This window comes from Thermus sp. 2.9 (assembly GCF_000794385.1).
In the GTDB taxonomy this organism is placed as follows: Bacteria; Deinococcota; Deinococci; order Deinococcales; family Thermaceae; genus Thermus; species Thermus thalpophilus.
Map to the genome: position 1 here is coordinate 80,617 of NZ_JTJB01000036.1, position 21,303 is coordinate 101,919.

24 protein-coding genes are annotated in these 21,303 nt (G+C 65.6%); 15 read left to right on the plus strand and 9 right to left on the minus strand.

From position 1 onward, the window contains the following. Positions 1 to 12: 12 nt before the first annotated feature. Positions 13 to 216, plus strand: coding sequence for a hypothetical protein (locus QT17_RS09790; protein ID WP_235283888.1), 204 nt, complete (start codon positions 13 to 15; stop codon positions 214 to 216). Between the two features lie 98 nt (positions 217 to 314). On the opposite strand, the gene QT17_RS09795 is transcribed toward QT17_RS09790, so the two are convergent. Then, complete coding sequence (locus QT17_RS09795; protein WP_039459566.1) at positions 315 to 1,235, minus strand: diacylglycerol kinase family protein; 921 nt, start codon at positions 1,233 to 1,235, stop codon at positions 315 to 317. A 33-nt stretch (positions 1,236 to 1,268) separates the two neighbouring features. Between QT17_RS09795 and QT17_RS09800 the strand changes: the two genes are divergently transcribed. Continuing rightward, positions 1,269 to 2,546 carry a hypothetical protein gene (locus QT17_RS09800; RefSeq protein ID WP_152607373.1) on the plus strand — a complete coding sequence of 426 codons (1,278 nt, stop codon included), beginning with the start codon at positions 1,269 to 1,271 and terminating at the stop codon, positions 2,544 to 2,546. A 134-nt stretch (positions 2,547 to 2,680) separates the two neighbouring features. Here QT17_RS09800 and QT17_RS09805 read toward each other — a convergent pair whose 3' ends face one another. Continuing rightward, on the minus strand, positions 2,681 to 3,901 hold the full coding sequence (locus tag QT17_RS09805; protein ID WP_039459569.1) for an IS256-like element ISTth4 family transposase: 1,221 nt from the start codon (positions 3,899 to 3,901) through the stop codon (positions 2,681 to 2,683). Between the two features lie 765 nt (positions 3,902 to 4,666). On the opposite strand from QT17_RS09805, the gene QT17_RS09810 reads away from it, so the two are divergent. From QT17_RS09810 to QT17_RS09845, 7 genes are all read left to right on the plus strand, one after another. Beyond that, entirely contained in the window at positions 4,667 to 4,891 is a 225-nt protein-coding gene (locus QT17_RS09810) for a hypothetical protein (RefSeq protein WP_039459577.1), read from the plus strand. Between the two features lie 4 nt (positions 4,892 to 4,895). Then, positions 4,896 to 6,365 carry a hypothetical protein gene (locus tag QT17_RS13680; protein WP_152607374.1) on the plus strand — a complete coding sequence of 490 codons (1,470 nt, stop codon included), beginning with the start codon at positions 4,896 to 4,898 and terminating at the stop codon, positions 6,363 to 6,365. A gap of 305 nt (positions 6,366 to 6,670) precedes the next feature. Next, positions 6,671 to 7,099, plus strand: a complete 429-nt coding sequence (locus tag QT17_RS09825) for a hypothetical protein (protein WP_039459592.1) — start codon at positions 6,671 to 6,673, stop codon at positions 7,097 to 7,099. Beyond that, entirely contained in the window at positions 7,096 to 8,058 is a 963-nt protein-coding gene (locus QT17_RS09830) for a zonular occludens toxin domain-containing protein (RefSeq protein ID WP_081995807.1), read from the plus strand. The genes QT17_RS09825 and QT17_RS09830 overlap by 4 nt, the downstream gene beginning before the upstream one ends. Positions 8,059 to 8,345: 287 nt before the next feature. Continuing rightward, positions 8,346 to 9,272, plus strand: a complete 927-nt coding sequence (locus QT17_RS09835) for an IS110 family transposase (protein WP_235283908.1) — start codon at positions 8,346 to 8,348, stop codon at positions 9,270 to 9,272. A 10-nt stretch (positions 9,273 to 9,282) separates the two neighbouring features. Next, entirely contained in the window at positions 9,283 to 9,921 is a 639-nt protein-coding gene (locus QT17_RS09840; RefSeq protein WP_039459594.1) for a histidine phosphatase family protein, read from the plus strand. Between the two features lie 33 nt (positions 9,922 to 9,954). Then, entirely contained in the window at positions 9,955 to 10,809 is an 855-nt protein-coding gene (locus QT17_RS09845) for a GNAT family N-acetyltransferase (RefSeq protein WP_039459595.1), read from the plus strand. On the opposite strand, the gene QT17_RS09850 is transcribed toward QT17_RS09845, so the two are convergent. After that, on the minus strand, positions 10,779 to 11,663 hold the full coding sequence (locus tag QT17_RS09850) for a histone deacetylase (RefSeq protein WP_039459714.1): 885 nt from the start codon (positions 11,661 to 11,663) through the stop codon (positions 10,779 to 10,781). The two genes, QT17_RS09845 and QT17_RS09850, sit on opposite strands and share 31 nt — an antisense overlap. A 28-nt stretch (positions 11,664 to 11,691) precedes the next feature. Between QT17_RS09850 and QT17_RS09855 the strand changes: the two genes are divergently transcribed. Further along, positions 11,692 to 12,321 carry a metallophosphoesterase gene (locus QT17_RS09855; protein WP_081995810.1) on the plus strand — a complete coding sequence of 210 codons (630 nt, stop codon included), beginning with the start codon at positions 11,692 to 11,694 and terminating at the stop codon, positions 12,319 to 12,321. On the opposite strand, the gene QT17_RS09860 is transcribed toward QT17_RS09855, so the two are convergent. Then, entirely contained in the window at positions 12,318 to 12,827 is a 510-nt protein-coding gene (locus QT17_RS09860; RefSeq protein WP_039459599.1) for a ubiquitin-like small modifier protein 1, read from the minus strand. The genes QT17_RS09855 and QT17_RS09860 overlap by 4 nt on opposite strands. 55 nt (positions 12,828 to 12,882) lie before the next feature. Continuing rightward, positions 12,883 to 14,709, minus strand: a complete 1,827-nt coding sequence (locus tag QT17_RS09865; protein ID WP_039459601.1) for an aldehyde ferredoxin oxidoreductase family protein — start codon at positions 14,707 to 14,709, stop codon at positions 12,883 to 12,885. 130 nt (positions 14,710 to 14,839) lie between these two features. On the opposite strand from QT17_RS09865, the gene QT17_RS09870 reads away from it, so the two are divergent. Continuing rightward, complete coding sequence (locus tag QT17_RS09870; RefSeq protein ID WP_039459603.1) at positions 14,840 to 15,748, plus strand: carbohydrate kinase; 909 nt, start codon at positions 14,840 to 14,842, stop codon at positions 15,746 to 15,748. Here the strand turns inward: QT17_RS09870 and QT17_RS09875 are convergent. Further along, a complete protein-coding gene (locus QT17_RS09875; protein WP_039459604.1) occupies positions 15,737 to 16,696 on the minus strand; it encodes a quinone oxidoreductase in 960 nt (319 codons plus the stop codon). The genes QT17_RS09870 and QT17_RS09875 overlap by 12 nt on opposite strands. A gap of 75 nt (positions 16,697 to 16,771) precedes the next feature. Here QT17_RS09875 and QT17_RS14890 point away from each other — a divergent pair, with 75 nt between their 5' ends. The 3 genes from QT17_RS14890 to QT17_RS09890 are packed head-to-tail and all read left to right on the plus strand — an operon-like array spanning position 16,772 to position 18,017. Beyond that, positions 16,772 to 17,197 (plus strand): hypothetical protein, encoded by a 426-nt coding sequence (locus QT17_RS14890; protein WP_152607375.1) that lies wholly within the window; start codon positions 16,772 to 16,774, stop codon positions 17,195 to 17,197. Further along, a complete protein-coding gene (locus tag QT17_RS09885; RefSeq protein ID WP_039459607.1) occupies positions 17,194 to 17,745 on the plus strand; it encodes a hypothetical protein in 552 nt (183 codons plus the stop codon). The genes QT17_RS14890 and QT17_RS09885 overlap by 4 nt, the downstream gene beginning before the upstream one ends. Then, the gene (locus tag QT17_RS09890; protein ID WP_152607376.1) at positions 17,727 to 18,017 is read left to right on the plus strand and encodes a transcriptional regulator; all 291 of its coding nucleotides are present in this window, start codon (positions 17,727 to 17,729) and stop codon (positions 18,015 to 18,017) included. The genes QT17_RS09885 and QT17_RS09890 overlap by 19 nt, the downstream gene beginning before the upstream one ends. Here QT17_RS09890 and QT17_RS09895 read toward each other — a convergent pair. Next, positions 18,014 to 19,063 carry an NADH:flavin oxidoreductase/NADH oxidase gene (locus QT17_RS09895; protein WP_039459609.1) on the minus strand — a complete coding sequence of 350 codons (1,050 nt, stop codon included), beginning with the start codon at positions 19,061 to 19,063 and terminating at the stop codon, positions 18,014 to 18,016. The genes QT17_RS09890 and QT17_RS09895 overlap by 4 nt on opposite strands. Positions 19,064 to 19,100: 37 nt before the next feature. Here QT17_RS09895 and QT17_RS09900 point away from each other — a divergent pair, with 37 nt between their 5' ends. Further along, complete coding sequence (locus QT17_RS09900; protein ID WP_039459611.1) at positions 19,101 to 19,766, plus strand: hypothetical protein; 666 nt, start codon at positions 19,101 to 19,103, stop codon at positions 19,764 to 19,766. Here the strand turns inward: QT17_RS09900 and QT17_RS09905 are convergent. Further along, complete coding sequence (locus QT17_RS09905) at positions 19,763 to 20,230, minus strand: NUDIX hydrolase (RefSeq protein ID WP_039459614.1); 468 nt, start codon at positions 20,228 to 20,230, stop codon at positions 19,763 to 19,765. The genes QT17_RS09900 and QT17_RS09905 overlap by 4 nt on opposite strands. Beyond that, on the minus strand, positions 20,230 to 21,294 hold the full coding sequence (prfA, locus tag QT17_RS09910) for a peptide chain release factor 1 (RefSeq protein ID WP_039459617.1): 1,065 nt from the start codon (positions 21,292 to 21,294) through the stop codon (positions 20,230 to 20,232). The genes QT17_RS09905 and prfA overlap by 1 nt, the downstream gene beginning before the upstream one ends. Between the last annotated feature and the right edge of the window lie 9 nt (positions 21,295 to 21,303).

The window sequence follows — 21,303 nt, forward strand, 5'->3', positions numbered from 1 at the left end:
TAAGTATAGAGGATGAGCGGTAGGATTAAGGACGTGGACCCTGCCCTGGCCCTGCTCGCCGAACCTCCCTTGGACCTGGCCACCCCAGCCCGGCTGCGGGAAGCCCTGGAGGAACTCCCCGTGCTCCAGACCTTTGACCTGGTGGAGCTTTCCTGGGCTCCTGGACTGAAGGAAGTGGTAGAAAAGGAGGGGGTCCTCCTTGCCCGGGGAGAATAAGCTTGCGGCCCAGATTGCCCTTTTCGCCCGGCCGGTTTCGCGCCTGGAAAGCGCCCTGGCCGCTTTCGCTACCTTCTAGAACGTCTTCAAGAACCTCTCTAAGAAGCCCCCGCGGGCTGAAGGAGGGGTTCTTTCCCCTTGGCCCCAGCCCGCCTGCCCACCACCCGGAGGCCCAAAGGCTCCACCGCAGCCCGGTAGGTGGCGGTCTCGGGCAGAAGCTCCCCGTCGGCGTGGGCTGGAACAGGGTGGGGAAAGGCCACCTCCACCTCCCGCGCGGCGAAGGCCGCCACCTGGGGATGGGATAGGTGCTTGCCCAGGAGGAGCCGGGGAAGGATGAGGACCACCCCGGGTCGGGAAAAGCGCCGGGCCAAGACCACGGAGAGGAGCCCATCCCGGGGGTCGGCCATGGGGGCGATGGGAATGCCCCCGCCGTAGGCGGGGCCATTCATGGCGGCGAGGAGCAAAAGGGGGCCTTGGTAAACCTCCTCCCCGTCCAAAAGGACCCGGCCCTCGGGCAGGCGGAGATCCTTGAGCACGGCGAAGAGGGCGTAGAGGTAGCGGGGCATGCCGCGGAGGAAGGAGGGGGCGGAAAGGGCCCTCTTGGCCACCAGGGCGTCAAACCCCACCCCCAAGGAGGCCCCGAAGGGCTCCCCGTTCACCCGGCAGAGGTCCACCGCCTCCTCGGGGGCAAGGAGGGCGTGCTCCAGGGCCTCAGGCCAAGGAAGCCCTCTTAGGCCCAGCATGCGGGCGAAGTCGTTCCCGCTCCCGATGGGCACCACCCCCAGGGCCTTTTCCGTGCCGGCGAGGCCCCTGAGCACCTCGTGCACGGTGCCGTCCCCCCCCACCGCCACCACCCGGGCCCCGGGGGGAGCCTCCCGGGCGAGGAGGGTGGCGTGGCCCGGCCCCTCGGTGAGGAAGGCCTTGGCCCCCCGCCTGCGGGCCGCCTCGAGGATGGCCCCCGAAAGCCTCCCCACCTTGCCCCGGCCCGCGGCGGGGTTCACGATGACCCAGCGTTCCACCCCCGTATTCTTATAAACCTTTACATGAACTCCATGAGGCTCCTCGGGTACGGGATAGATACCCTGGTGGTCAATCTCTACTGGGACACCGGTGCCTACAACCTGCCTGAGGGGTTGGAGTCCACCCTGGACAACCTGAAGGAGTTAGGCCGAGAAGACCCGGATGCGGGTGTGTTCTGGGGTGTTGACGCCTATCTGCCCCTGCCTAACCCGTTGCGTGGGTGGTCCAGTTGTTCTGAGATTGAGCCTGAGTTGTTCCAGTCCGCCAGTGTGCATTCGGTTCGGCATTACCGGTGGCTGTTGGACTTTGCCGGCCTTGTGTTCTGGCGGTTGTCATCGGTCAAGGAGACTACTCGGCGGGCTAGCTTCCCCGCTATGCGGGTGGAGTTTACTGGCCGGTACCTGATGTATGCCCGTAGGCGGGCGGATGAGGTAGTGCGGTGGGCTGTGGAGGCCGCTACTAACCTCGTAGGGGTCCGTCCGTCTAGGGTGCAGGTGTCCCGGGCGGACCTGTTTTGTGATGTGGAGGTGCCCCCGGGGTATTTCAGTCTGGAAAGCCTAAACCGCTTTACTTCGAGGAGCCGTGCCCGTGGGCTCTACGCCGTGGAGCCGGCGGCCCTGGGCGAAGCCCAGGCCCCGGCTACTGGCGGGGGGCCCATGAGTATCACGCCCCCCGCTACGTCAGGGCTGAGGGTGCCCGAGTCCTGGGCTGAGGGGCCGGGTCATTTGTCGGCCCATCTGCGGGGTCGGGACTGGTCGGGCTTTACGTTCGGTCGGGGTCCTCTCCACGCTAGGGTTTACTCCAAGACGATTGAAGCTAAGAGCAAGCCTGGTGCTAGGGCCTTGCTGGAGGTGTATGCCCAGGAGTACGGCCCCATTCAAGGGGAAGTGGTACGGGTGGAGTTCCAACTGACCACGGAGGCTCTGGCCGAAATGGTGGTTCCCGGTGATGGCTCGGATGTGCGGGACTGGGACACGTTCTTGTGGGTGGTCCCGGCTATCTGGCGCTATCTGACTGGTGAGTGGCTTCAGTACCGTGCGGATGGTGGGCATAAGCATATGCGGCATAACGAGGTGGATGAGGTCTGGAGACTCGTCCAGTCCGCTTTTCAGTCGGGGGAGGTGGGAAGTGGCGGGATAGTTCGGCACGCATGGAAGGCTGTGGTGGACCCGGTGATGCTTGCGAGCAGGCTCTCGGTGCTTACCTATCGGCGTTGGTGGCCGTGGGGAAGGTCGTTGACCGGGTTCGAGGTGTGTGGGTTCGCCTCTTCCGTGAGCTTGGCTTGGATGAGGAAGGGGAAAAGGCCCTAGCGAAGATGGGGTATTGGGCGGTTAAGAAGGCAGAAAGGATCAAGTTGGCTAAGTTCGGCATGATGCCGGAGTTTGGAGGTGTCTGATGGCTCAAGTGATGGTTCTGGCGGTCAATGTCTACCAGAAGGGTCGTGTCAAGAGTTATGTGTAAGAGTCTGTGTACGGGGGGCATACCGCTCCTGAAGCATCTTCTCCAGCACCTCCTTCACCTCCGAGAACCCCTTTAGTTTCCGTTCTGCCCACCTCCCTTCCTGCCTCTCCGACTCCAGGTAAAGAAGCTTGTACACCGCCTCTTCCTTAGGAAACTTGTGGTCCCGCACCTTCGTCCCCCGCCGTAGCTCCCGGATAAACCGCTCCATCAGGTTGGTGCTCCGCAGGTACGGCCAAAGCACCTTGGGGTACCCGTAGAACCGCAGGAAGGCCCCCGAATCCTGTACCCAAAGCCCCACCACCCCCGGGTACCGCGAACCCCAGGCGGCCTTCACCTCCTCCAAGGCCCCAAGAGCTTCTTCCCGGCTCTCCGCCCCGTACACCCGCCTCAGGTCCTCCGCCAGCAGGGCCCGGTCCCGGGAGCGCACCTGGGACAGGCTCCACCGCACCCCGTGCACCACGCACCGCTGCCACTCCGCCTGAGGGTAGACCCTGCGGATCGCTTCAGGAAGCCCGGGCAGCCCGTCGGTGATGAAGAGCAATACCCGCCGCAGGCCCCGCTGCCAAAGCTCCCCCAGGACCCCCTCCCATCCCAGGGCGCTCTCCGTGGGCAACAGCCAGAACCCCAGGACCCGCCTCTCCCCATTAGGGGCGATGCCCAGGGCCACATACACGCTTTCCCGTACGATCCCTTCTCCTTCCCTGAAGACCTTTAGGGAAAGCCCGTCCAGGTAGACGAAGGCCATCTCCTCGGGCAAAGGCCGGGTGCGGAAGGCTCCTGCCGCCTCCAGGACTTGGTCGGTCAGAGCGCTCAGGGTCTCGTGGGAGTAGCGGTGGCCTAAGAGCAGGCTCAGTATCTCGGCCGCCTTGCGCTGACTGACCCCGGCGGCGTAAAGGGCTACCGCCACTTCCCCCACGTCCACCAGGCGGCGGACGTAGGGCTTAAGGAAAGCCGGGTAATACCGAGATTCCCGATCCCTAGGGACCTTCAGGTCCACCTGGCCGAAGGTGGTCTCCAGCTTGCGGGGGTAGTAGCCGTTCCTGCGGCCTCCGTGCACCTGCAAGAAGGCCGTCCGGTCCAGCTCCAGAACCGTCTGCAGAACCTCGGCTACTGTCTCCCGCACCGCTTCCCTCAGCAAGATCCGCAAGGTATCCTGGTCCACGGGGCACCTCCTCGTGCTAAGGTGTGCCCCCCTATTAAACACGGACCCTTACACATAAATCCTTACACGACCACCAGAAGAAAGACGGGACGTCTGGGGCTCGTGTGGTGGTGGCGTCTACGCCCCGCAATCCTAACTTTCGTGGTCTTTTGCCGGTGGAGTTTGAAGCTCTCCCCGAGGTGGCGGATACCATGAAGGTCTCCCGGGGGTCTATGACGTGGACGTGGACCTGCCCGTGGCCTCGGGGTTTGGGAAGGCTAACGAGGTGCGGCCTCTGGTAGTGGGTGCCCGCTTCGTGGCGGCTGTTGTGCCGGATAAGAAGCATGCTCAGTCCTGAGGAGCTTCAGGAAGTCTTGAAGGCCCTCATGTTTGCCTTGGGCGTGATTGCGGGGGCGCTGGTTGGAGGTGAGTGGTGAACCCGGTGGTGTGGTTCGGGATCGTGTTGGCCTGGGTAGTTATGCCGTACACCCTTCTGGCCGCCTATCGCTACACGGGGAGGCTCTATGGAGGCTTGTAAGGCTCGCATAGTGGATTGCCCCGAGTGTTGGGGGCAGGGGTTTACTCTGTTTGAGCAGCCCTGTGAGGTGTGTGATGGGTTAGGCTCCGTCCTTGCTGTGGTGATTGATGAGCTCAGCGTGGATGGTGAAGTGTTGCGGGGGGTTATATGGACCTCACTCAAGTATTTGCGGCGTTCTGGTGGGGCTTCGGGGCCGGGTTGGTTTCTGCATTTCTCCGCAATATCCTCAAGCGGCTCTAGGGACAATCGGGAGGACACTCCCGTGATGGTCCAGAAAGGAGGTGAGTAGGGTGAAGCAGAAGGTCAAGCTCCTGGTTGGTGCCGGCCTTGCCGCATTGCCTGCCGTTCTCCCGGCGTTTGCTCAGGCTCAAGATGTGGAGTTTAACGCCGGGACTATCGCTAGTAAGGTTGCGACCTATATCGGTGGGATTGCGCTTGCGGGCGTCGGCATCCTTGGGCTGACTGTCGGTCTGACTGCCGCCTGGCGCTACGCTCGGCGCTTCCTGCGGGGTTAAGCGTATGAGGAAGGCCCTCCTGCTGGCGGCTCTCCTGCTGGTAGGGGGGCCTTCACTCGCTCGAACCCAGTTCAAGGACGCAATAAAGGGAGCAGTTCAGGGTGCGACCCTGGACGAGATTATTCGGTGGCCTAACGCTCAGTTCCGCCGCCAGGCCACCGTAGGCCGCTACGTGCGCTGGGGCGGTTCCATAGTCCTCGGGGCGGCACTAGTGGCGGCGGGTTTAGACTATTACTATAACTACCTGCGGCGTGAGACAGGAACTTCCCTTGACGAGTGGTATCACTGGCAGGGTGGTCCGTGGGTGTACTATATCAGGGAAGGTGGTTGCGATACGTATTTTGGGAGGTATAGCTGGATCTATTTCTATGCGGGTGCGGGTAGGGAGTGGGACTGGCTGAGTCCTGACTCGTGTGCCGTGCCTAACCCTCAGTCTGCCATGGACTACGTTGTTGGGCGTTTCGGTGCTAGGGAGGGGTATCGGTGGTATGGTCCTGTTGTTGTCGATGGGCGCAAGTACTGGTACTATCGGCAGGCTGACCGGCCTCCGCTATCAGACTGGTTGGTCAATCATCCTGATGCGGCTAATGGAGTGAAGACTGCGGTTGGAACCTATCTGGATAGTGTTCCTATCGGCTCACCTTCTGCCCCGTACCCGGGAGTCCAGTTTGAACCGGTTCCTAACCCTAACCAGTGGACGGACAACCCCTTCACCCGTCCGGATATAGATACCGATGGAGACGGCTGGCCTGACCCGGTGGAGTGGAGGGAAGCGAATAGGAAGGGCGTGCCGTGGCCCGATGTTATCAACGACCCTAACGTCTACCCTGACCCTAACGGAGACCCTGACGGGGACAGCTGGCCTACCCTCAAGGAAGTTGAGCTGGGTACTGACCCGTATGACGCTACGTCTAAACCCAGTACTGGCACTAACCCTGCCACGCGTTCACCGGATACAGACGGAGACGGCTGGCCTGATGACGTAGAGATAAGCCAGGGCACTAATCCCCAGGACCCGGCCAGTCATCCTGAGGGGGAACCCCCAACACAGCAGAACCCGGGTGAACCCCAGTGGCCGGGTGGTCCGGCTCCGGTTAAGCCTGGTGATGTGCAGTTGCCCGGTATCCCCCAGGAGGAGCGGCAGAAACTGCCCCGGGTAAGCGAGTTGCAGGAGCTGTGGCAACCTTTTGAGCAACAAGTACTGGACCGGTGGCGTGAGGAGTTGGGGAGACTGCGTCAACAGGCGGCGAACAAGTTCCCGTTCGCCATCTTGACCGCCTGGAACTTCCGGGTACAAACAGGGTCTTCGCAGTGCGCTTTCACGGTGCCCATAGCGGAGTGGCAAGCCCAGGTGGACATTTGCAACACCCCATTCTGGCAAACGGCCGCCACCTTCCGGCCTATCCTCGCGATGATGGTCTGGGTTGGGGCCGCTTTCCTCCTAATCCGGCGTGCGCTGGACATTCAGGGGTGAGATTATGAAACCGCCCACCAAGCCATTTTTCCCCAAGCCCCTTCCCCAAGCTTTTTGGGGTGTGGGGGGGCCGGGGTCCCCGTCAAGGGCCTCTGGCCCCGAGCCCGCACGTAGACCTCTGCGTTCCCCGGAGGGCACGAGGACGGGTGGAGCGTCGCCGGGCGGGCGAGGGGTGCGTAGCACCCTTGACGGGGTGGCCCCCCCGCTACGCTGGTCTGCGGGAAGGGGCTTGGGGGGCCTTTTGAGCTGGTTAGGTATCCTCTTTTGTTTTGGGGGTTCTCTTCACTGGGAATAGGGGGTGAAGCATGGGCGCAATCATCAGTGGCCTGCTGGACCTGTTGCAGTGGCTGGCTAGCACTATAGGGGGCTTCTTTTCCTGGCTCGTTGCCACTATCCAGGCGGTGGCCACTTGGTTTCTGGGTCTTTTGCAGTGGGTCTTTGTCCACGCTTGGAACCTCCTCATTGAGTTTATCCAGTGGGTTTTGACTGTGGTTTTCTGGTTCCTGGGCAACATACTGGTTTTGCCCCTTAAGCTTGCTGGGCTTGTGGTTGCGTTGCTACCCAATATGCCTAAAGAGTGGTCCTTTATGTGGAACGTGGTTATTCCCGCTTTCAACGTGGCTAACCAAATACTGCCCATATCCGAGGCCTTAGCGGTGGGTAGCTTGTGGCTGACGTTCTATGGATTGATGGCCGCATGGCGGGTCATTACCTTCATCCGAGGTGGCCGGTGATAGAAGCCTTTGTGGGTATACCCGGGTCGGGCAAAAGCTACGCCCTGGTTCTGAAGGGTCTTGAGGCTTTGGCGGCAGATAGGCCTAGGCCGGTCTATGCTAACTTCGGCTTCATTCGGGAGAATGTCTATCACTACCTGCGTAAGCGGAAGCGTCTTTCTCACCGGGAAGCCGTATTGCGCACTGACCTAATCCACGAGATACGGGACTATGCCGAGCTTCTCAACGTGCATGACGGGGTCCTGCTGTTTGATGAAGCCCACATGTGGCTCCCGTCGCGCCAGTTTGACCTAATCCCAGTTGAGGTCATTGCGTTTTGGTCCCAGCACCGTAAGGTGGGCGTGGACGTGTACCTGGCTACTCAACGCTATGGTTCGGTGGACGCTATAGTCCGTGAGTTGGTGGCTTTCGTCTACTGGGCTAGGCCGGCTCCCTTTGCTCTCAGGCTCCTGCTCCTCCCGTGGTCCCGGGGCCGCAAGGTTCTCCGGTACACGTCCATCATGGACGAGTCCCTTGGCATGATGCAGAAGCAAACTCGGAGCATCTACGAGGGGATTGCCCGAAACTCCATCGTCATTCTGGACCCCCTAGCGGCGGCCTGCTACGATACGTACGCCATCTTTGAGCCGCCTATCGTCCGCCTTCAGCGTGAGCTGGACCCTAAGAAGCGGGCTATCTTTGAGCGCATGGGTTTGTCCTGGGACTCTTCCAAAGTACGGGGCCGTAGGGATAAGCCCCGTGCGGTAGATGGTATGCCGTACCTGACTATGGAGGAGCTGGCGGCGGCGTACCGGGAAGGTCGTCCCGCATGGCAGGTGCTACGTGAGCGTTGGGATGCCTGGGTAAACTCTTTGCATGACCCTGCTCCTATTGGCGGTTCTTCTCCTGGGCACGTACCTGCTCCTGAAGAGGACGCGGGGCCGGGCTTTGACTGGTCCCGGTTTGCGTGGGGTGGCTAGGTGCCCGGTATGCGGTATGCCCCATTCCTTGGCTATGCAAGTTAACCGGTATAAGCGGCATTGCCCCTATGTGGCCTTTGGTCGGTGCCCTTATGACCCTCGGCGTGGTATCTACCGCATGAGGCGGTAGAATGGTTCTGGGCAGTAGGCCGCCCCGTATTCTGGCCTGCGTGGTCGTGCCCTAGACTGGCCTAGGGTCCCCGGCGTTGGTTAGGTTGGCCCGTTGTGGCCGGTTATAAGAGTGCCGGGGGCCTGCCCTTTTGGGGGGTGGTGTGGTCTTTGTTGGCGTGGACGTATCCGCTAGGTGGTTGGATGTAGCTTATGGGTCTGAGGTCCGGCGTTTTGCTAACCCGGGCGGTATCCCTGACTTAGTTGCGTGGTTGCCGCCGGGTTCGGTGGTTGGTGTGGAGGCTACGGGTAGCTACCATAAGCCGGTGGCGTATGCCTTGCGTCAGGCGGGTCATTCGGTCTACGTCGTCAACCCTTTGGCGGTCAAGTCGTATGCCCGTTCTCTGCTCCGACGGGCTAAAACGGACCGGGTGGATGCCTGTCTGATAGCCCGCTACGTGTCTGAGCGCTACCATGAGCTTCCGCCTTATGAGCCTATCCCCGAGGCGCTTATGTTGCTCTCGTTGCTGGTGCGCTTGGCGGGTGGCATACGTTCTGACCGGGGCGGGGTGCTGAACCGCCTGCATGCCTGGCAGTACGTTGCGCCTGGTCTGGCTGGTCTATTGGGCTTTGTTGGCTCTGAGCTTGAGGCGTTGCGGCGAGAAGTGGAGGCTCGGGCTCGGTTGGTTGTTGAGTCTGACCCTCTTCTGACCAGGTGGTACGTGGCCCTCCAGTCGTTGCCGGGTATCGGTCCCACCTTGGCCCTTCGTGTTCTGGCCTATTCTGGGGATATGAGGCGCTTCCGGTCTGCTCGGGCGTACGCTGCTTTCACGGGTCTGACGCCTTGGGTCTATCAGTCGGGCACTCTCCCCGAGGTGGGGCGCATCTCGAGGTTCGGCCCTCCTGCTCTGCGGGCCGCCTTCTGGTGGGCGGCGCTCCAGGCCTCGAGGTTTGACCCCGAGCGTCGGGCGTGGGTGGAGGCTCTCGTGGCTCGTGGGAAGCCGAAGAAGGTAGCTATAACTGCTCTAGCAAATCACCTGGCACGTGCGGCATGGGCCGTGTGCGTCGGTGTTGATGGAGGGGGGCTTGACAAAAGGGGTGGTTAGGTCTAGGGCCATGGGCCTCCTCGCCCACTTCCTGCAAGGCCCCCACCCCAAGACCACCCTGCTCCTCACCCGCGCCGGGCCGGTGGAAAACCCCCACCACCTCCTCTACAGCCACCCAGGCCTCCCCCTCTCGGGGGAAGGCAGGTGGGCCCTTCACGCCCTCCTCCCCCTCCTCAGGCGCTACCCCGTGGCCCACGTCTACGCCGCCGACAGCCTGGCGGAAAGCGAAGCCGCCTCCCTCCTGGCCCAGGCCCTGGGGGTGGGCCACACCCTCCTCCCCGAGCTTCGGGAGCGGAGCTGGGGAGCTTGGGAGGGGAAAAGCTTCGCCGAGGTGGAAACCCTCTATCCCGAGGCGGTAAGGGCCTGGATGGCGGACGAGGCGGGCTTCGCCCCGCCCTTGGGGGAAAGCGTGCGGGAAGCGTGGGCGAGGGGCCGGGAGGCGGTGCGGACCCTTCTGGCGCGGCACCGGGGCCAGGCCCTCCTGGTGGTGGGCAACTGCACGCTAAACCGCGCCGCCTTAAGCCTGGCCCTGCCCCTTCCCCCGGAGGAAGGCCTGAGGCTGGAGCAGGACTACGCCCGGCTCACCGTGGTGGACTTTTACGGGGAGGAAGGGGTGGTGAAGGCCCTCAACCTGGACCCTTGTCCCTAGCGGCCCGATGGGCCTTAGGGGTAGACTTAGGGCATGATCCGGCCCGTGGCCCGCAAGGACCTCCCGGGGCTTCTCAAGCTCCTTCGCTTCATGGACGAAAGCCCCCAAAGGGGGGTCCTGGCCCCGGAGGCGCGGGACCTCGAGGGCCTGGCCGAGGAGCTGGAGGACGGCCTCGTCCTCCTCCGGGAGGGGGAGGTGGCGGGGTACGTGGGGCTTTACCCCTTCTGGGATGGGGCCGCCCTGGAAGGGCCCTTGGCCTACCGGGAAGAGGACCTCGCCCCCCTTCTGGAAGCGGCGGAAAAGCGGGCCAGGGAGCTTGGGGTGGAAAGGCTTTACGCCTTTCCCCGGGAGGAGAACCAAGGGGTGCGCCGGGCCTTGGAGGCGGCGGGCTACGGCCTCCTCCACGTCACCTACTTCTTCATGAAAAACCCGGAGGGCCTGGACTTCCCTCCCCCCGAGGGGGTGCGGATCCGGGAGGGCTTCCCCGGGCCCGGGGTCTACCGGGAGCTCTACCGGGAAAGCGAGGAAGGCTGGGCCTTGCGCCTCAAGTGGACGGACGAGGAGCTCCTGGAGCACTTCGCCGACCCCGCCATCCACCTCCTGGTGGCCTACCAAGGGGAAACGCCGGTGGGCATGGCCGAGGTGGAGCTGGAGGACCAGGAGGCCAGCGTGGCCTACATCGGCGTGGTGCCCGCGGCCCGGGGAAAGGGCATCGGCCGCACCCTCTTGGCGGAGGCGGCCAGGCTTGCCCGGAAGAAGGGGGTGAGGCTTCTCAGGGTGCGGGCCCACGACCACGAAAAAGGGGCCCTGGAGCTTTACCGGAGCCTGGGCTTTAGCCTGGAAGAGGCGGTGGCCACCTACGCCAAGGAGCTTAGGGCCAGGCGGTAGGTCAGGGCGTGGGCGGCCACGGTGAGGGCGGGGTCCCGGTTGTACCCCCCGCCCATGACCACCACCAGGGGCACACCAAGCCGCCGGACGAAGCGAAAGACCAAAAGGTCCCGCCGCCCCACCCCTTCCGGGCTCAAGGCCAGGCGGCCAAAGCGGTCCCCCTTTAGGACGTCCACCCCGGCGTTGTAAAAGACCAGGTCCGGGCGAAAGGCGAAAGCCCTCTCCAAAGCCTCTTCCAGGGCCCGGAGGTAGCCTTCGTCCCCTGTGCCGTCGGGAAGGCCCACGTCCAGGTCGCCCTTCTCCTTTTTCAAGGGGTAGTTCCGCTCCCCGTGGAGGGAGAGGGTGAAGACCGTGGGGTCGTTTTGGAAAAAGAAGGCGGTGCCGTTGCCCTGGTGGGCGTCCAGGTCCACCACCAGGACCCGTCCCCCAAAGCCTCGCTTGGCCCGCAGCCAATGGATGGCCACGGCCACGTCGTTGAAGAGGCTATACCCCTCCGCCCGTCCCGGAAAGGCATGGTGGGTGCCGCCTGCAAGGTTAAGGCCAAGCCCCAGCTCCAAAGCGTCCTCCGCCGCCCGCAGGGTTCCCCCGGCGGCGTGGAGGGCCCGTTTTAGGAGCCCCTGACTGAAAGGAAGGCCCAGGCGCAAGGACTCCTCCCGGGTAAGCCCTTCCGTAAAGAGCCTATCCAGATAGGCCCGCTCGTGGGCCAGGTAGAGCGCCTCCTTGGGCGCCTCTGGAGCAGGCAAGATGGGAAGGAGGCCCTTTAGGGCCTCCGCCACCCCCGGGTACTTGTAGAGGGGGAAGGGGTGCCCCTCGGGCAGGGCGAAGGAAAGGTGCGCCGTGGTGTAAGCCCGCACGCTCCTATCCTTGCGCCTTTTTGCCAAAATGAAAAGAAGCGTGCGCCTCCTTCTCCTCTCCGACCAGGTCCACCCCCACATCCACTCCCCCCGCTTCCCCCATAACCTTCCCCCCTTTGACCTGGTGCTGGCGGCGGGGGACCTGCCGGGGGAGTACCTGGAGTACGTGGCCAGCCAGGTGGCGGTGCCCGTGCTCTTTGTGCCCGGCAACCACGGGGAGGAGTGGGTGTGGGAAGAGGGACGGAAGAAGCGCCCCGGGGGGGTGGTGAACCTCCACGGGAGGCTTTTCCGCCACGGGGGCCTCCTCTTCTACGGCATCGGCGGGGTGCCCCGCTACCGGGAAGGGGAAGGGCAGCTTGCGGAAACGGAGCTTTACCGCCTGGCCCTCAAGCCCCTTTTCCTCCTACCCAGGCGGCTTCTTAGAGGGCGCGCGGTGGACGTCCTCCTCACCCACGCCCCACCCCCAGGACCCACGGCGGGGAAGGATTTCCCCCACCGGGGGGCGGGGGCGTTCCTCCTCTTCCACCGCCTTTTCCGCCCCCGGCTCCACGTCCACGGCCACACCCCCCTCCTGGGGGCGAACCCCTTAAGGGGCTACCGCACCCCCTTGGGGGTGGAGGTGGTCCACGCCCAAGGCTACGCCTTCTTTAGCCTCTAGCCGCCCCCGCGGCTTGCGGCGAAGACGATGCGGTTAAACCAGGCCTCCGCCTCCTCCCCTTCCACCTCCACCCAAAGCTGGGGGACGCTGAGGCTTCCCACCTTTAGGGGCTCCGCCTCGGCGAAGCGCACCTTGGCCCCAGGCAGGGCGTAAAGGCCTTCTTCCGGCCTCTTTCCTCCCCAGGAGGCGAGGTACTCCTCCAAAAGCCAGGCCGGGAAGGCGCCAAAGTTCCGGGTCAACGCCCCGCCCGCCACCGGGGGGAAGAGGTCCAAGGTGGCCTCCGGGGCCAAGGGGGTGGAAAGGCCCTCGAGGTACCGCACGTCCCGCCCATCCAAGAAGACCGAAACCCGCTCCGCCAAAGCCTCCCCTTCAAAGAGCTCCTCCTTGAGCTTGGGGTAGGCCTGGACCAGATTGGCCAGCACCTCCCCCACGGTCCGGCCCTCCACCTCCAGGTGGCTCGTTCCCGTGAGGTCGCGGAAGGTGGCGTAAAGGTTCACCTTGGGCATAACGGGAGTTTAAAGGAAACCCCGGCCCCTAGGGCCGGGGTCCTGACCGGAGGGCCTAATCGCCCGCCGCCTGGGAAAGGATGCCCAGCTCCGCCAGCTTGGCCGGGGGCACCACCCCCCGTTCCCAGCCCCGCTCCCGGTAGTACTCCTCCAGCATGAGGTCCAGCTCCGTGCGCTGCCCCTTGGAACCGGCGCAGTCGGAGGGCTCCTCCAGGAAGCGCTTGGGCAGGTAGTCCGAGCCCTCAGCCCAGCCCGCCAGGTTGTTGTAGTAGCGCTCCAGGTTGTAGATGCGCTCCCCGATCTTCAGGATCTCCTCCGGGGTCACCGGGCGGCCCCAGTAGGCGGCGAGCTGCTTGGCGTACTCTTCGGGCCCCTCGGCGAACTGGCTGAACTTGCAGAGGTCCAGGGAGTCGGTGAAGGCGGAAAGGTCCTGGAAGAGCTTGGTGAGCTTGCCCTTGCCCTCCCAGGCCAGGGGGTCGGTCTTGTAGGGCACGCCCAGGATCTCCGAGGCGGGGGTGTAGGCCCGGAGGTGGCAGGCCCCGCGGTTGGAGGTGGCGTAGGCGATGCCCATGCCCTTGAGACCCCGGGGATCGTAGGCGGGGATGGACTGGCCCTTCACCTCCAAGGAGATCTCCGGGTGGCCGATGGCCTTGGCGAAGCGGGCCGGGCCTTCCGCCAGCATGTCCCCCACCCCCTTGCGGTGGGCGATGGCCTCCAGGATGCGGATCTCCCCCTCCTTGTCCCCGAAGCGAATCCCGTCCTCGCCCTGGTAGTAGCCCTTCTCCGTGGCCTCCATGAGCACGGCGATGGCGTTGCCCGCCTCAATGGTGTCCATGCCGTAGGCGTTGCAGAGGTAGATGGCGTAGCCCGTCCAGTCAGTATCCGTGTGGCCCGAGTGCGCCCCCAAAGCCCAGGCGGACTCGTACTCGTAGGACTCAAAGCGGATGGTCTTGCCGTTTACGTGGACCTCCACCATCTTCTTGCAGGCCACGGGGCAGGCGTGGCAGGTGTTGTCCTTGACGAGGCGGTGCTCCCGGATGTACTCCCCGGAGATGGTCTGGACCCCGTCTATGCAGGTGTGCTGGGCGTTAAAGGTGGGCAGGGCCCCCATGACGTTGGTGATGTTCATGAGGACGTTGGTGCCGTAGAGGGAAAGCCCGCCCTTCTTGGGCGCGGTGACGTTCTTGGGGTCGTTGATGGTGGCGGAGGCCAGCCGGTCCGCCTCCCGCCAAAGCTCGGGGTCCTTGGGCTGGGGCATGTGGTCCTGCTTCCCCACCACCACGATGGCCTTGAGCCGCTTGCTCCCCGCCACCGCCCCTGTGCCCCCGCGGCCCGCCGCCCGCTCGTCGTTATTGATCCAGTTGGCGAAGCGCACCCGGTTCTCCCCGGCGGGCCCGATGGCCATCACGTCCGCCTCCTCCCCGTGCCGCTCGCGGAGGATGCGGTGCACCTCGTGGGTGGTCTTGCCCCAGAGGTCGGAAGCGTCGCGGATGGAAACCTCCCCGTCCTTCACCAAGAGGTAAACGGGCTTTTCCGCGGCCCCCTTGATGAGGAGGCCGTCAAACCCCGCCCACTTCAGCTTGGCGGCGGTCCAGCCTCCCATGTGGCTATCGGTCACCGTGCCGGTGAGGGGGCTTTTGGTCACCACGGCGAGCCGCCCCGACATCTTGGCCCGGGTGCCGGAAAGGGGCCCGTTCATGATGGCGAGGAGGTTTTCTGGGCTGAAGGGGTCCACCTGGGGGCCGTTTTCAAACACGTACTTCACCCCAAGGCCCCGCCCCCCCACGTACATCTCCAGGTCCTTGGGGTCGGGGGCAAAGTACTCCACCTTGCCGCTGGTGAGGTCTATACGGGCGATCCTGTGGGCATATCCTCCAAGCATCCTGCACCTCCTATGGGCGGGATAAAAGCGAAGGGCGCCATGAAGACCGCGCGGGGTTGCCCTGGTTGCGGGAAGGATTATACCACCTTTCCCCCAAAGAATGTGAAGCCAGCCGGGGCATAATGGACCCATGCTGGCCCTGTGCGGCGAGGTCCTGGTGGACCTCATCCTGGAAGGGGAAAACCCCTTGCGCTTCACCGGGGTCCTGGGGGGCTCGGTGCTGAACACCGCCACCACCCTGGCCCGCCTTGGCTTTCCCGTGCGCTTCCTCTCGGAGGTGGGGGAGGACTGGCTTTCCGCCTGGAGCGAAGAGGAGATGGGGCGGCGGGGCCTGGAGGGCTGGCTCAAACGCCACCCCACCCCCATGCCCCTGGCCTTGGTGCGCTTGGACCAAGGAGGGAACGCCCTTTACAGCTTCCATCGTCCCTTCCAAGAACCCTTCCGTTTGGAAGGTGGGGCCCTGAAGGGGGCCCAGGCCTTCCACTTCGGCTCCCTCTTCGCCCTGGAGGCGCGGGCGGCGGAAGGGCTTTGGGCCCTCCTGGAGGAGGCGGAGCGGGAAGGGGCCCTCCTCTCCTATGACCCCAACCTGCGCCACCCCCTCACGGGGGAGGAAAGGGGGTGGATAGAGGCTTACCTAGCGCGGGTGGACCTCCTGAAGCTCTCCCTGGAGGACGCCGCCCTCCTCTTCCCGGAAGACCCCGTGGAGGCGGTGCGCAGGCTCCCCCCACCCCTCAAGGTCCTCACCCTGGGGAAGGAAGGGGCCCTGGGCTTCCTGGGGGAGGGGGCGGTGCGGGTGGAGGCGGTGGCGGTGCCGGTGGCGGACACGGTAGGAGCGGGGGATAGCTTCACGGCAGGCCTCCTCGCCCTCCTCCTGCGGAAGGGCTACACCAAGGAAAGCCTCCCTCGCCTTTCTCGGGAGGACCTGGAGGAAAGCCTAAAGGGGGCGGCGGCCCTGGCCGCCTTGGCCTGCACCGTGCGGGGGGCTTACCTCCCGGAGGAGGGCCTAAAGGCCTGGAAGGCCCGCTATCTAGGGGATTAGGAGGACCTTGCCCGTGGTCTTTCGCCCCTCCAGGGCCTCGTGGGCCTCCTTGGCCCTTTCCAGGGGAAACTCGGCCCCGAGGAGGACCTTAAGCCACCCCTCCCGCACCGCCTGGAAGACCTCCCCCGCCCGCCAAAGGAGCTCCTTGCGGCTCGCCGTGTAGTGGTGGAGGGTGGGGCGGGTGAGGAAGAGGCTTCCCTTGCGGTTTAGGATCTGGGGGTCCTGGGGCGGCACGGGGCCCGAGGACTGGCCGAAGAGGACCAGGTAGCCCCGGGGCCTCAGGGCCTCGAGGCTCCCCAAAAAGGTGTCCTTCCCCACCCCGTCGTAGACCACGTCCACCCCGCCCCCAGAAAGGGCCTTCACCGCCTCGGCGAAGCCCTCGTAGGGAAGGGCGTAGTCCGCCCCCAAAGAGCGGGCCAAGGCCCGCTTCTCCTCGGTGCTGGCCGTGGCGTAAACCGTGGCCCCAAGCCGCTTGGCCCACTGGACGAGGAGGGTGCCCACGCCCCCCGCGGCGGCGTGCACCAGGACCTGGGTCCCGGGGCCCACGGGGTAGGTGCTCTTCAGGAGGTAGTGCACCGTCATGCCCTGGAGGAGGACCGCCGCCGCCAGCTTGGGGCTAAGCCCCTCGGGAATGGGCACCAGGCGCTCGGCGGGGACGAGCTGGTACTGGGCGTAGGACCCTTGCACGTTGGCGAAGGCCACCCGGTCCCCAGGGCGCACCCCCAAGACCCCGTCCCCCACCTGCTCCACCACCCCCGCCCCCTCCTCCCCCAGGGTGAAGGGAAGGGGCATGGGGTAGAGGCCCTTCCGCTTGTAGGTGTCAATGTAGTTGACCCCAATGGCCTCCAAACGGACGAGGACCTCCCCCGGCCCTGGCTCGGGCGTGGGAAGCTCCTCCAGCCGAAGCACCTCGGGCCCGCCCACCTCGTGTACCCGGATCGCCCGCATGGGGCCAGTTTACCTCCCCGCGCCCCTTGACATCCTCTTAACTTTGCATTACAAAGTAGTTTGTAGGAGGTGAGCATGCGGCGGATGGCGCGAGCGCTGGCGGTCCTGACCCTCGCCACCCCCGCCCTGGCGGGCTCCCTGGGCTACGGCTTCCTGGGCTACCAAGGGGGGTTCCAAGGCGGGGGTGGGGGTTTTGGCACCTTCCACGGCCTGGCCCTGGGCGGGGAGGCCTGGGGCGGGCCCTGGGGTAGGGGCGGCGCCTTGATGGTGGGGCCTTGGCTTTCCCTGGGGAAGGGCTTCTACCTCCTGCCCGGCCTGGGCCTGGGGGGTGGGGAGGTGGGCCAACAGGGGGGGTTCCTCCTGGACCTGGGGGTGCGGGCCTTTCGCTTCCTGGGCCCGAAAGGGGGCTGGGCGGTGGGGCTCGGGGCGGGGTACACCTACTCCCCCGCCTTCCCCGGCGGGTTCTACCTGAGGCTTCTCCTGGGGGGAGGGCGGCCATGAGGCGGGAGGAGGCGCGCCACCTTCTGGAGGCCGCCCAGGCCAGCCAACGGGAGGTACGGCTTAGGGTGGCCCTCCTCGGGGGGTGGTACCTGGTCCTCTGGGGCGGGGTCTGGGCCCTGGGCTACCTTCTCCTGGCCCTGCGCCCCGCCTGGGCGGGGCCCTTCTTCGCCCTCACCGCTCCCCTCGCCACCCTCCTCACCTTCTACCTGGGGTTCAGGCAGGGGGAGGCGGTGCGAAGCGAAGGGGGCCTCCTCACCTTCGCCCTGTGGGGGCTCCTCACCCTCTTCTACCTCCTGCACTGGGCGTTTCTCCTCCCTCCCCGGGGCCTCGAGGGGCAGAGCTTCCTGGTGAGCCTCGTGGCCTTCGGCCTCGCCCTCACCGGGGCTCTCTGGAAGGCACGCGAGCTTTTCTTGGGCGGCCTGGGCCTCTTCCTCCTCGCCCTCCTGCTCTACCGCCTCTTCCCCGAAGGGTGGCCCTGGGGCATGGCCTTGGTGGGCCTCTTCGCCCTCCTCCTAGGGGCGCGGCTCGTATGGCGCTGGACCCCTTGATCCACCAGGAGACCCGCCTCCGCCTCATGGCCCTCCTGGCCGCCTTGGGGGAGGAGGCTGAGGTGGAGTTCTCCTGGCTCAAAAACGCCCTAGGGCTCACCGAGGGGAACCTGGCAAGCCACCTGCAGAAGCTGGAGGAGGCGGGGTACGTGGCGGTGCGGAAGGGCTTTGTGGGCCGCAGGCCCAAGACCTGGGTGAGGCTCACCCCCAAGGGGCGGGCCGCCTACCTGGCCCACCGGGAAGCCCTCCTGGCCATCCTCCAGGGGGGCTAGAAGGCCCGGTCGTACTGGGGCGGCACCTCCGCCTTGACCCCCAGGGCCTGGGCCGCCCGCAAGGGGAAGTAGGGGTCGCGGAGGAGCACCCGCCCCAGGAGGACGAGGTCGGCGCTTCCCGCCTGCAGAAGGGTCTCCGCCTGCTCCGGGGTGGTGATGAGGCCCACCGCCCCGGTGCGAAGCCCCACCCGCTTGCGCACCGCATCGGCGAAGGGCACCTGGAAGCCCGGGGCCACGGGGATCCTCACCCCCGGCACCACCCCCCCGCTGGAGAGGTCCAAAAGGTCCACCCCCAGGGCCTTAAGCCGCTCGGCGAAGGCCAGGGTGTCCTCCAGGCCCCACCCCCCTTCCCCCCAGTCCGTGGCGGAAACCCGCACGAAAAGGGGAACCTCGGGGGGAAGGGCCTCCCGCACCGCCCTCGCCACCTCCAGGGGAAAGCGCATGCGGTTTTCCAGGCTTCCCCCATAGGCGTCCTCCCGCCGGTTGCTCAAAGGGGAGAGGAAGGAGGAGAGGAGGTAGCCGTGGGCCATGTGGAGCTCCACCACCCGGAAGCCCGCCCGCAGGGCCCGCTTGGCCCCCGCCACAAAGGCCTCGAGGACCCGCGCCATCCCCCCCTCGTCCAAGGGCTCGGGCACGGGGTAGCCTTCAGCGAAGGGGATGGGGCTTGGCCCCACCACCCGCCAGCCCAAGGGCTTCCCCCCTTCCCAGGGCCGTGCCACCCCCGCCTTGCGCCCGGCGTGGGCCAGCTGGATGCCGGGCACCGCCCCCGCCTCCTGGATGCGCCGGGCGAGCTCCTTTAGCCCCGGCAGGTGGTCCTCGGACCAGATGCCCAGGTCAAAGGGACTGATGCGCCCCTCGGGGAGGACGGCGGTGGCCTCGAGGAGGACGAGCCCCACGCCCCCCAGGGCCCGGGTGGGGTAGTGGAGGAGGTGCCAGTCCGTGACCTCCCCGTCCTCCGTGGCCGAGTACTGGCACATGGGGGACATGGAGAGGCGGTTCTTGAGCCGCACGCCGCGGAGCTCTAAGGGCGTGAAGAGAAGGGCCATGAGTCCATTATGGCCCCCTTTAGGGTAAAATCCTGCCATGGATCCCGGCCTCGAGGCCGCCTTCCGCTACGTGGAGCGCCTCCTCTTCGGGGACATGGAGCGCCCCGGCCTCACCATCTACGACCTGGAGCGCCTGGTGGGCTACCCGGCCCGGGGAGAAGGGCCTTTGAGCTACACCCTTCCCCGCAACAAAAGCCTTTCCGGCGTCCAGGCGGTGCGCCTTTTTTACTATCCCAAAGACCCGAACCTCCAGCTCATCGTGGAAATAGAGGACCTGGAGGGGAAAAAGCACCTCCGCCACTTCCGCTGGAACGGCTTCACCTGGGAGGTGCCCGAGGGCAAGCGGGGCGACTTGAAGGTCACGGAGGAAACCCTGGGCCTGGTCCAGCTGGGGGAGGACTACTTCCTGGGCTTCCCCCGGGAAGAGGCTCGGGAGCTGGCCGAGGCGGTGCGCAAAGGGGAGGCCTTGGGGGCCAAGTACCTCCTTTGCCCCCGGTGCGGGGCCCGGGTCTTCTACGCCCCCTCGGTGCGCCCGGCGGAGGTGTCCTGCCCCCGGTGCGGCAACGCCACCTTGCTTTTCAAGACCTTCGCGGGAAGCGAGGCGCCCAAAGACCCCCTGGAAGCCCTGGCCGAGGAGCAACGGGCCTTGCGGCGCACCTTAGAGGAGCTTTTAAGCTACTTGAAGCGGAAGCTCGGCCCCTAAACCCGCACCCCCGGCTGGCCCCAGCCCGCGTAGGCGTAAAAGCGGCCCCGCTCCCCGGAAAGGTAGTCCAAAAGGGGCTCCCGCAAGGGGCCTTTCTCGGCGAGCCGAGCCGCCACCTCCTCCGGGGTGAAGAAGCGGGCTTCCACGATGTGCCCGTCGGGGTCCTTGGGGTTCAAAAGCCCCTCGTAGGTGGCCTTGAAGGCCAGGGCCAAGGTGCGCTCGTTCTTGCGGCGGTCCTCCACCTGGATCACATAGGCCAGGTGCTCCACCGCCTTGACGCTAAGCCCCGTTTCCTCCCGCACCTCCCGCGCCAGGGCTTCCAACACCGTTTCCCCCGGCTCCACCGTGCCCCCGGGGAGGGTGTAGCGCACCTGGCCCCGGCGGCCCCAGTCGTTCCCCACCAAGAGGACCCGCCCCTGGCGGTCCAGAAGGATGGCCGCCACCACCAGGATCTCGCGGCGCATCACGCTTCCGTCATGGCCTCCAGCTGGCGCTCCTGGTCGGCCCGCTTGAGGGCCTCCAAGAGGGGCTGGAGGTGGCCCGAGAGGACGCCCTCGAGGTCGTGGGTGGTGAAGCCGATGCGGTGGTCCGTGACCCGGGACTGGGGAAAGTTGTAGGTGCGGATCTTCTCCGAGCGCTCCCCGGTGCCGATCTGGGCCAGGCGGGTCTGGCGGAGCTTTTCCGCCTCCTCCGCCCGCTTCATCTCCAGGAGGCGGCTACGGAGGATCATGAGGGCCTTCTCCCGGTTCTTGATCTGGCTGCGGGAGTCTTGGCAGGTGACCATGATCCCCGTGGGCAGGTGGACCACCCGCACCGCGGAGTCCGTGGTGTTCACCCCCTGCCCGCCCGGCCCCGAGGCCCGCATCACGTCAATGCGGACCTCGTCCATGTTGAGCTGGAAGTCCGCCTCCTCCGCCTTGGGCAAGACCGCCACGGTGGCGGTGGAGGTGTGGATCCGCCCCTGGGTTTCCGTGGCCGGGACCCGCTGCACCCGGTGAACCCCGCTTTCGTACTTGAAGGTGCCGTAGGCCCCGGGCCCCCGCACCTCAAAGACCACCTTGGAAAAGCCGCCAAGGTCTGTGGGGTTGGAGTCCAGGATCTCCGTTTCAAAGCCCATCTCCTCGGCGAAGCGGAGGTACATCTCCAGGAGGTCGCGGGCGAAGAGGGCCGCCTCCTCGCCCCCGGTGCCGGCACGAATCTCCACGATGGCGTCCCGCTCGTCCATGGGGTCTTTGGGCAGGAGGTGGCGCTCAAGCTCCTTTTCTAGCGCTTCCTTCCGGGTGAGAAGCCGCTCCTTTTCCGCCTTGGCTTCCTCCTTGAGTTCGGGGTCTTCCAGAAGGGTTTCCAGGCCCTCGAGGTCCTCCAGCACCTTTCGGTACTCCCGAATGAGGGCGATGATCTCCCCCATCTCCGCATACCGCCGGGAAAGGTTCTGGTAGCGCTTGGGGTCCTTTAAGACCCCGGGGTCGGCGAGGAGCACTTCCAGCTCCCGGTACTCTTCTTCTAAGCGCGCAAGCTTATCCAGCATACCTTACCT